4 protein-coding genes are annotated in these 6,047 nt (G+C 59.2%); 3 read left to right on the forward strand and 1 reads right to left on the reverse strand.

Annotated features, from left to right (window positions below):
• Nucleotides 1-265: 265 nt before the first annotated feature.
• The 3 genes from ACMLHG_RS14590 to ACMLHG_RS14600 all read left to right on the forward strand — a co-directional run bounded on the left by ACMLHG_RS14590 (nucleotide 266) and on the right by ACMLHG_RS14600 (nucleotide 4,912).
• Entirely contained in the window at nucleotides 266-1,507 is a 1,242-nt protein-coding gene (locus tag ACMLHG_RS14590) for an aldo/keto reductase (protein WP_417170968.1), read from the forward strand.
• A gap of 233 nt (nucleotides 1,508-1,740) precedes the next feature.
• Entirely contained in the window at nucleotides 1,741-2,907 is a 1,167-nt protein-coding gene (locus tag ACMLHG_RS14595) for a hypothetical protein (protein ID WP_417170969.1), read from the forward strand.
• 97 nt (nucleotides 2,908-3,004) lie between these two features.
• Complete coding sequence (locus ACMLHG_RS14600; RefSeq protein ID WP_417170970.1) at nucleotides 3,005-4,912, forward strand: NAD(+) synthase; 1,908 nt, start codon at nucleotides 3,005-3,007, stop codon at nucleotides 4,910-4,912.
• 135 nt (nucleotides 4,913-5,047) lie between these two features.
• Here ACMLHG_RS14600 and ACMLHG_RS14605 read toward each other — a convergent pair.
• On the reverse strand, nucleotides 5,048-6,047 hold a 1,000-nt coding region (locus tag ACMLHG_RS14605), incomplete at its 5' end, for a helix-turn-helix domain-containing protein (protein WP_417170971.1).

The following is a 6,047-nucleotide window of genomic DNA, read 5'->3' on the forward strand; positions in this document are numbered from 1 at the left end:
AACTCATTGGCAAGTTTCGGAATCAAATTTCGCGGAATCAACTTGAAAATTTGCGATAATACGGTCATTTTATGCTTTGATGGTTTCATGGATGCTCCTTGTTTTTTTTGCTGAAATATAAGTTGCATCCAGAACCATCATATTTCAACTTTTTCTTTTCCTTTGGGATGGCTGTGATTTTTTTTCGCAAAAAGGGATTGACGGCATACCGATTGAAGGGGTATACTATAGAAAAGAGCAATCTTCGAAAACGACGGAGACAATCATGGATAGACGCGATTTTTTGAAATGCACGCTGACGCTGGCCGCGCTTGCTCCGCTCGCCCGGCTGACGGCGCAGACCGGTGCCGCCGCAGCGGGAGCGGACGCCGGTACGGAAAATGGCAAACTGACCCGGCGCCGTTTCCGGGATACCGACCTCACGCTGCCGCTGCTCGGCTTCGGCATGATGCGGCTGCCGCAGAAGAACGGCGCCATCGACAGCGCGGCTGGGCAGAAGCTGGTGGATTACGCCATGAAGGCCGGACTCAACTACTTCGACACCGCCTGGCCTTACCACGGCGGACGGAGTGAACTCTTCGTCGGCGAGGCGCTGAGCCGGTATCCGCGGGAGTCCTATCTGCTCGCCGACAAGCTGCCGGTCCGCTCGATCAAGAGCCTTCAGGATGCGGAGCGTATCTTTCAGGAGCAGTTGCGGAAGTGCCGGACCGGTTATTTCGACTTCTATCTTCTGCATGCGCTGAACCGCGGCAACTGGGAGACGGTGAAACGGTGTGGACTGTATGATTTCGTGAGACGGATGCAGAAGGAGGGGAAAATCCGCTACGTCGGCTTCTCCTTCCACGATTCGCCGGATGTGCTCAAGACGATCGCGGAGGCGCATCCGTGGGATTTCGTCCAGCTTCAGATCAACTATCTGGACTGGCACAACTACCGGTCGCGCGAGCAGTACGAGATCGTGACGAAGCTCGGAATTCCGGTGATCGTGATGGAGCCGCTGCGCGGCGGTACATTGGCGACTTTGACGCCGGAAGCGACGAAGATCCTCAAAACCTCCGCTCCGGATGCGAGTCCGGCCGACTGGGCGTTCCGTTATGTGGCCTCACTGCCGAACGTGATCTGCGTGCTCTCCGGCATGAACCGCATGGATCACCTCAAGGAGAATCTGCGGGTCTATTCGCCGCTGCGTCCGCTTTCGGACTCGGAACGGCTGACGCTCGCTTCGGCGCTGGCCGCCTATCAGAAGGTGGATTCGGTGCCGTGCACCGCGTGCAACTACTGTGTGCCGTGTCCGGTTGAGGTGGCGATTCCGCGGGTGTTTGGCGCGTACAACCAGTACAAGATCGACGGAAATTTCGCCGCATTCAAGAAGGCGATCGACGCTCTGCCGAACGAGGGCGGCCCGGCCTCCTGCGTCTCCTGCGGCGTCTGCCTCAAGAAGTGCCCGCAGAAGATCGACATCCCGTCGCAGATGAAACGGATTGCCGCGGAACTCAAGAAGAAATAACGGCTCCTCATGGAATGATTCTCCCGCCTGGCACGAATCCGGGCGGGAGTTTTTTTATCGGGTCAGGTGATACCCCGCAATCCCGTCCGGAAATCACACCGGAATGCTGAAACGTTCTGAAATGTTTCAACACTCTTTTGCCGGAAAAATTCCCTTCTCTGTTGCAAAGGCCAAAAAGAGAGAGTATACTCTCCTGCTGACAGAAAGAAATCCGGAAACGCAAGGTCCTTCCCATGAAACTCATTGCCGATGAACAGATCCTGTTTGAATCCCCCGATCCCGCCGGAATCTACTGCTATACGCCGGCGATTCTGGTCGGGGAAAACCGCCGCCTGATCGCCGCCGTGGATCTCGGCGGCCCCGGCACCGCGGCGCTGGAAGGACCGCGTTCCCGGACAGGTGATTATCAGGCGGGCAACCAGATCCGGATTTTTCTCTCCGACGACGGCGGGGAGAGCTGGCGCGAATCTGCTTCCCGGCTGCCGATGATGCACGAGACGCTGTTCCGCACGTCGAGCGGCCTGTGGATGCTCGGCCACAGCGGTGCACTGCTGATCAGCCGCAGCACCGACAACGGCGAGAGCTGGAGCACTCCCGCCGTGCTGGAGAGCGAACATCATCACCACCAGAGCTGCGGGCGGGTGGATATCCACAACGGCCGGGTTTACGCGGTCTATGAGCAGTCACTTGGAAATCACTCCTGGCCGGATGTCGCTCCGGTCCTGATGTCGGCTCCGGAAGACGCCGATCTGGCCGACCCGGCGAACTGGACCTTTTCAAAACGGTTCGATCCCCGGCCGGCGCTGGCGATGGCGGCGGGGGTCGGGCTGTGCGCGACACGGTTCCCCGCCGCGTACGAAACGCCGGGACTTCTGGAAACCAACGTGGTGCGCATGCACAATCCGGCGAGCTGTTTCTACGACCCCTCCGACCGCTCGGTTCTATTGCTGATGCGCGCCTACACCGGATATGAGAATCTCGCCGCCGCACTCCGGGGCGTGGAGCAGGAAGATGGCTCGTTGAAGATCGAACGCTATCTTCTGCCGGATGGACGGGTGCCGTTTCTGATCCCGTTCCCGGGAGGCAACATGAAGTTTCACCTCGACTACGACCCGGTGTCGCGCCTCTACTGGATGGTCGCGTCACAGGCGGATGGAATCCATTCGAACCGTCGCCGCCTCCGGCTGCTCTATTCGCCGGACTGCCTCAACTGGACCGAGGCGGGCATGGTGGCGGTCGGCCCGTCGGAGAACGGTTCGCGCCACTACGCGACGCTGGCGTTCTTCGGGGAGGATCTGGTGGTTCTCAGCCGTTCCGGGGACCGGCGGGCGAAGAGCGCGCATGACAACAATCTGACCACGTTCCACAAGGTGCGCAACTTCCGTTCCCTGGCCGGCTGAACGATTTTTTCGCCGCTTCTGCTTGCAACCGGCCGTTTGACCGGGTACATTATGCCGTTGAAACAGTTTGAATTGTTTGAGATAACGGTGCGTAACGATGTTTGGATTTTATCGGCTGGCGGCGGTGGTCCCCGAACTCCGGGTGGCGGATGTTGACTTCAACCTTTCGAAACTTGCGGAAGGGTATGAAAAGGCGGCGAAAGCGGGAGCCGCGGCGGTGGTTTTCCCCGAACTGTGCATTACCGGCTACTCCTGCGGCGACCTCTTTTTCCAGCGCCGTCTGCTGGAACGGGCGGCGGAAGCGGCCGTCGAATTCGCCGCGCTGACCGCGGGGAAGGGGACGGTGGCGGTTTTCGGACTGCCGCTGCTTCGCGGAGACGCCCTCTACAACGTCGCCGCGGTGGCGCAGGGAGGGGAGCTGCGCGGACTGGTCCCCAAGACGCTGCTGCCCAATTACCGGGAGTTCTATGAGAAGCGCCACTTCCGCTCCGGGCGGGGAATCGTCGGAGAGAGCGTGGCGTTCGGTGCGCGGAGCCTGCCGTTCGGCACGGATTTGCTCTTCGACTGCGGCGGGGGATTCCAGTTCGCGGTGGAGATCTGCGAGGATCTCTGGGGCGTGTTGCCGCCGAGTTCTCTGCTGGCGCTCGGCGGGGCGCGGGCGATCTTCAACCCTTCGGCCGGAACCGAACTTGCCGCGAAGGCGGAGTATCGGCGGGAACTGGTGCGTCAGCAGAGCGCCCGCTGTCTGGCGGCCTACGTGCTCGCTTCGGCGGGGGTGCATGAATCGACTACCGATGTGGTGTTCGGTGGCCATGCGCTCATCGCCGACAACGGGCGGCTCGCCGCCGAGAACCGCCGTTTCGCGCGGAAAGGGTCGCTGCTGCTGGCGGATGTGGACTTCGACCGGCTCGGAGCGGCGCGGCTGAGCGAGAGCAGTTTCCATGACAATCCGCTGCCGGAAGGGAAGAGGTTTCGCACGATTCCGCTCGACCGGGTGGAAGGTTCGCCGGATTTCGCATTTGCGTACAATCCGCCGCGCCCGTTTGTGCCGGGGGATGTGGAGCACCGGCGCGAGCGCTGTACGGAGATTTTCGACATCCAGTGCGCCGGTCTGGCGAAGCGGGTGGAACATACCGGGGCGAAAAAGCTGGTGATCGGCATTTCGGGCGGACTGGATTCGACGCTGGCATTGCTGGTGGCGTCGGAGTGCTGTCGCCTGATCGGGCGGCCGGCGTCGGACATCGTCGCGCTGACCATGCCCGGCTTCGGCACCACCGGCCGGACCCGCGGCAACGCGGTGAAGCTCTGCGAACTGCTCGGAGTGACGTTGCGCGAGGTGGATATCCGCCCGGCGTGCCTCCGCCACTTCGAGGACATCGGGCACGATCCGGCCAAACTGGATACCGCTTACGAGAACGTGCAGGCGCGGGAACGGACCCAGATCCTGATGGACATCGCCAACGAGGCCGGCGGAATGGTGGTCGGAACCGGCGACCTCTCGGAGATTGCGCTGGGGTGGAGCACCTACAACGGGGATCACATGTCGATGTACGCGGTGAACTGTTCGATTCCGAAGACGCTGATCCGTTTTCTGATCGAGACGACGGCGGAGCGTTCGGCGCCGGAACTGGCGGCGGTGCTGCGCGATGTGATCGATACGCCGGTGAGTCCGGAACTGCTGCCCGCTTCGGCGGATGGTTCGATCAATCAGAAGACCGAGGAGCTGATCGGGCCGTATGAACTGCACGACTTCTTCCTCTATCACTTCATCAAGTACGGTGCGGAGCCGGAGAAGATCCGGGCGCTGGCCGGGGCGGCGTTCGCCGGGGTGTACGATGAGGAGACGATCGAGCGGACGTTGAAGATTTTCCTGCGGCGCTTTTTCCAGCAGCAGTTCAAACGCAGCTGCATTCCGGACGGGCCGAAGGTGGGGACGATTGCGCTTTCGCCGCGCGGCGACTGGCGGATGCCCTCCGACGCTTCGGACGCAATCTGGCGCAGCTGAGCGGCGGTTCTAGGCGGGCTTGAATCGGGCGAAGTGTGGTCGTCTCCCTGCGCCCTGTCCGGTCTGGAGATTTCACATTCCGCCCGCCTCGGACACATTCCGATGGTACGTTGCCTCAAAATGCTTCCCGGGGGCTCAGGAGGAGTGCGGGGCAGGGGATGGCGAGGTTTGCGCCAGGGCATTCTTTCGGAACGCGCCCGGCGTCTGCCCTGCATTTTTTTTGAAGAATCGATAGAAATATTGAAGATCCTGATAGCCCAGTTTATCGGCAATTTCATTAATTTTCAACGGGCTGTAAAGCAGCATTTCACAGGCCTGCGACATCTGTTTTTCCGTGAGGAAACGCTTTAACGGAATTTTCATTTTCCGGCTGAAGCGTTTTGAGAGAGCCGAAGTCCCGATGCCATAGAGTTCTGCCAGTTTTTCAATGGTGACCTGCGCCAGCGGGTGAGAGTCCAGATATTGGAACAACAGGGAAAATTCCATGGAGAGCTCCGCCTGTTGCTGAAACGTCTGTGATTTTTCGGGCATGATCTGATTCAGCACGCATATGAGGCCCGCCTGTTTGGCCAGGCCGTTGTCTGTCGCGAAGCCCTGCCGGAAGAGTTCGAACAGACCCGGTGCTGTCATGCTGTAGACAGGATCGTTTCGGGAGAACAGACTCCGCCCGCCCTTGTCGCAGAGATTCAGGTGAAAGTAGTACAGCTTTCGTTCCGAATACGAAATGAGGAAGGGCTTTCCGGCGGGAAGCAGATAAATGCCGCCGGCCTTCAAGGTGCAGGATTCCCCGGCGGAACGGAACTTTGCAAAGCCTTCCTCGATGACGAAAACCCGGGTGAAAAAGGGGTAGGGATGATGGAATGCTCCTTTTCTGCCGATTGTTGTTCCGGATTCGACAATGTCGCAGTTTATCTGGCAGGGGATCTTATTCAGAATGGTACGAATTTTGAAATTCTCCTGCTTTTCCGGATTGAAATAATGGACAGGGTCGATGATCGTTCTGGCCTTGTTGTCTTGAAAGTCCATCTTTTTTCTCTGTTTTTCCCGTTGTAACAAAGTTGTTGATGTGATATTATATACACAGATTGATGAAAAGTAAAGCACGAAACACAAAGTGTCCTGAATTTGATGTTTT

The sequence above is a fragment of the Victivallis sp. genome, assembly GCF_048170485.1.
Classification (GTDB): Bacteria; Verrucomicrobiota; Lentisphaeria; order Victivallales; family Victivallaceae; genus Victivallis.